The sequence below is a fragment of the uncultured Phascolarctobacterium sp. genome, assembly GCF_937920985.1.
GTDB lineage: Bacteria > Bacillota > Negativicutes > Acidaminococcales > Acidaminococcaceae > Phascolarctobacterium_A.
This window is the reverse complement of the sequence record NZ_CALDXR010000054.1, coordinates 1-3534: the sequence shown is the minus strand read 5'-3', so window position 1 is coordinate 3534 and position 3534 is coordinate 1. Positions and strand designations below refer to the sequence as shown.

General features: G+C 38.3%; 3 protein-coding genes. All 3 read right to left on the bottom strand.

Annotation, left to right across the window (positions count from 1 at the left end; genetic code table 11):
• Nucleotides 1-109 precede the first annotated feature (109 nt).
• A complete protein-coding gene (locus Q0612_RS09380) occupies nt 110-1609 on the bottom strand; it encodes a recombinase family protein (protein ID WP_298883893.1) in 1500 nt (499 codons plus the stop codon).
• Between the two features lie 355 nt (nt 1610-1964).
• Nucleotides 1965-2807: a hypothetical protein gene (locus Q0612_RS09375; protein WP_298883890.1), complete on the bottom strand. Its 843-nt coding sequence runs from the start codon at nt 2805-2807 to the stop codon at nt 1965-1967.
• Nucleotides 2808-2811: 4 nt separating this feature from the next.
• Nucleotides 2812-3474 (bottom strand): phage replisome organizer N-terminal domain-containing protein, encoded by a 663-nt coding sequence (locus tag Q0612_RS09370; RefSeq protein ID WP_298883887.1) that lies wholly within the window; start codon nt 3472-3474, stop codon nt 2812-2814.
• Nucleotides 3475-3534: the final 60 nt, after the last annotated feature.

Sequence of the window (3534 nt, the reverse complement as noted above, 5' to 3'; positions counted from 1 at the left end):
GTGGTGTGAGAGGTCGACTGCTCAAATAATGAGCAGTCTCCTACTCGATTTTAAAAAGCAGGAGCTGCTGTACGATTGTATAGCAGCTCCTGCTTTATGGCATAATAGATTATTTTTGAAGCATATTAGTAATAGCATCACTCGAAAGCTTGATATCAAGGTGTTGATCAGTGACGATTACTTTGTCTAAAAATAAATCGATAAGTAATTTTTTGGCATCTACATCAGACATATCATTCAGTTTTTGACGAAAAAGCTGGAATGCTCTTTCGATTTCCCGGTCATTTAAAATTTTATTTTGCTTTACCTTTTTGAGAGTTTTGATTTCTGTTTGCAATGTTTCAATCGCTTCTTTGGCAGCGCGTATTTTGGTTATAGTAAAATCATCATGCATACCGTCTTCGACTAATTTATACAAATTTGCACGTTTTGATTCAGCTTGCGTAAGCTGAGATTGCTTGCGAGCTATATCTTTGTCGATAGATCCTTTTTGAGCTGCGTACTTTTTACGCATTTTATCGGCGATGCTTGAAAAGGCTTGAGGAGTAAGGATTTCGTTTTTTATTTTGGTCAGCACTGCTTCCTCTACATCGTCTTTCCTAATAGTTTTTTGCGGACAGCTTTGAAGGGGAACCCTCTCTTTTGTGAGGCAACCATAATACGAGTACATTTTTTTGTGTGGAGTAACGCTATGACCTCCCATAGCTTGACCACAATGACCACAAATTATTTTGCCGCTCAAAAGATAGTTAACCTTGGATTTGAACGTAGGTCTTGCTTTATTGATTTTGCGGCGAGCTTGAGCTTGCTGAAAAACATCTTTACTGACTATAGCAGGAATGGCATCCTCAAGGCGTATAAAATCATCGGGACGGGTTTTTGCGTGCATGTTGCGACCGCCCTTTTTGCGAGGCGATTTGTTAAAGGTATAAGTACCGCAATAGCGTTCGTTTCCGATGATATCGTAAAGGCTGTTTTTGCCAAAAGGTTGGCCGTTGCGCGTTGTGAACCCCTTTTTGGCTAGTATAATGCAGATATCTTTGTAGCCATGCCCAGCAACATACAAGTTAAAAATCAGGCGGATAGCCTCAGCTTCTTGGTCATCAATAACGTAATACTTATCAACAATTTTATAACCTAAAGGAGGCGTGCCACCGTTAAATTGGGCTTTATAGGCATTTTCGTTCAAACCCTTCTTAGTTTCTTTTGCCAGGTTCCTTGAATAGTAGGCTGCCATAGACACAAGCATTCCCTCCATCATCTGGCCTTCGGGCGACGCGTCTATGTGCTGCACTGCGTATTCATAGCGTATACCCAGCTTTTCCAGTTTATCCTTGGTCGTATAGTAATTCAGCTCGTTGCGGCTGTTGCGGTCAATTTTATGGAAAATGATGATATCAAACTTATCCTCTAGCGCATCGGCCAGCATCTGATTATAAGCGTCGCGCTTGGTCAGCTCGCGGCCGCTTTTGGCCTCATCGACATATTGGCCAACGACGAGATAGCCTTTGCTCTGACAATAGCTGCAGCAGGCGCGTACCTGTGCGTCGATGGATTCTTCACGCTGCATATCGCTGGAGAAGCGTGCGTAAATAACGGCGCGCGGCATTAGGCTGCCTTCTCCTTATTATCGAGGGTATCGCTGTCGCTGCTAGTAAGCAGGAGGGACAGGATGTAATCAGCAAGTTTGTCGAATTTGTCGTCCATAATTAACACCACTTTCTTTTTATATAATTAATCTTCTTATCCTTTTTTTATTTTAATAAAAGTAAAGTTAGCCAAGAGTTAATAAAAATAGATAAAAGAAAGATAATAAAATTTTTATTAAAAAATCCGGGGGCGCGTAGAGGTGCGTGTCCCCGGATTTTTTAATTTTCTAGCAAAGAAGTAGAGTGATGAAATTTTTAGTACTTATTAAAGAGATTATCCCCAACACATGAAGTCTGTTGTTGAGGATATAAAAGCTACTCACTAATAGATTTGTCGTAGTCTGTATAATCATTTAAGAGTATATCTTTGCGTCTGTCTATTTTATCGAACTTAATAGGATAACATGACTCAATCAATCTGCTCCAAATACGGTAATGTTTAGTTTGGGTCGAATTAAGAATGTTTTTTATATTTGTGTTTGTAGTAACTAACATAGGCTTTTGGCAATTGTAGCGTGTATCTATTAGCAAAAACAATACTTCCAAGAACCAGTCTGGTATAGTCTCAAGGTATATATCATCAATCAGTACTAATTCGTAAAACATTAAAGCGTCAATAATTTCACTTTTTTTGGCATGCGAGAAGGCCAGCGAAAATTTTTCCGTATTAGTTACCAAACAGGGATAGTTTCTTTCAACCAATTTATTCACAATGCCTTTGGCGGCAAATGATTTGCCACTGCCGTTAGGCCCCCACAGTAATAATCCTTTGCCTTTTCTACGGTACTCATCGAAATTATCAACATAATCATTGATTCTTTTTGAAATAGTGGGGCTTTTGTTATCGTCATCGTCCAAACAGACGTGATTGTATGTTGAAGGTAAAAAACCGATAAAACGATAATCCCTAGCTTGTTGTTGAAGCTTTATAATATTATCGGCTTTGTCCTTAGCGTCTCTTTCGCACTTTGATTTCTCCAATTCACATCTGCATTTGCGGGGAGCGCAAAATTTGTGCCCTTGGAACACGTGGTGCTCTTCTTTTGGCGTATTGCATTTACCGCAGTACAGTACACCATCAACATAATAATCATAAGTATTGATAATCTGCTCTTGATTAAGAGCTAACGCATCAGGGATAATAGTTTTAATATCCAAGTAGTTAACCTCCTAGCAGTTTTGATAATTTATCATTATTATCAGCATTAACAGAGTTGTCAGCAGGCTTATCTTTGTTGTGTTTATACCATCTTAGTATAGTAGCATAATGATCAACGTATTTTTTGCCCGTTGATTGTATATAAGTATCTAACGACGTAATCATAGTATCAACAATATTGCTGTCATTGATTTTTTCGAGGAGTTGTTTATGTTCACTTTCAGATAAAAAGACATTGCCAAACTCGCCATATGTTTTTTTGTCTATATTTTTATCTTTTTTGCGTGCGCGCCAAGCTTTAGTTCTCTCTGCACCGCTTAAGGGCACGATTTTGTTGAGCGTATCGGTACTTTGATATTTATTCCAGTTTTTGATGTGCAGGTTATTATCGACGTAATCAAGCATGTTGTACTCAAGGAGACGCTTGATGACTTCATTGACAATTTCTTCCGCGATGCCGAATTCTGTTGCTAGGCTTTGACTCGTATAAGGGATGCTTGGAGTAATATACAACTTGCCATTATCATTTATTAATCCGCCTAAAATGATAAGTCTAAACCAAATAATGATAATAGCATCAGCGTAAGGTTTGGTTGATAATTGAATAATTTTCCGATTCGAAAATATATTTGTGGATATTTTAACCCAATTTGCTTGTATACCCATAATATCACCTCCCTATAATATCTTTAATTTTCACCGATTATCTCGGTTTTTCGTAGTTTT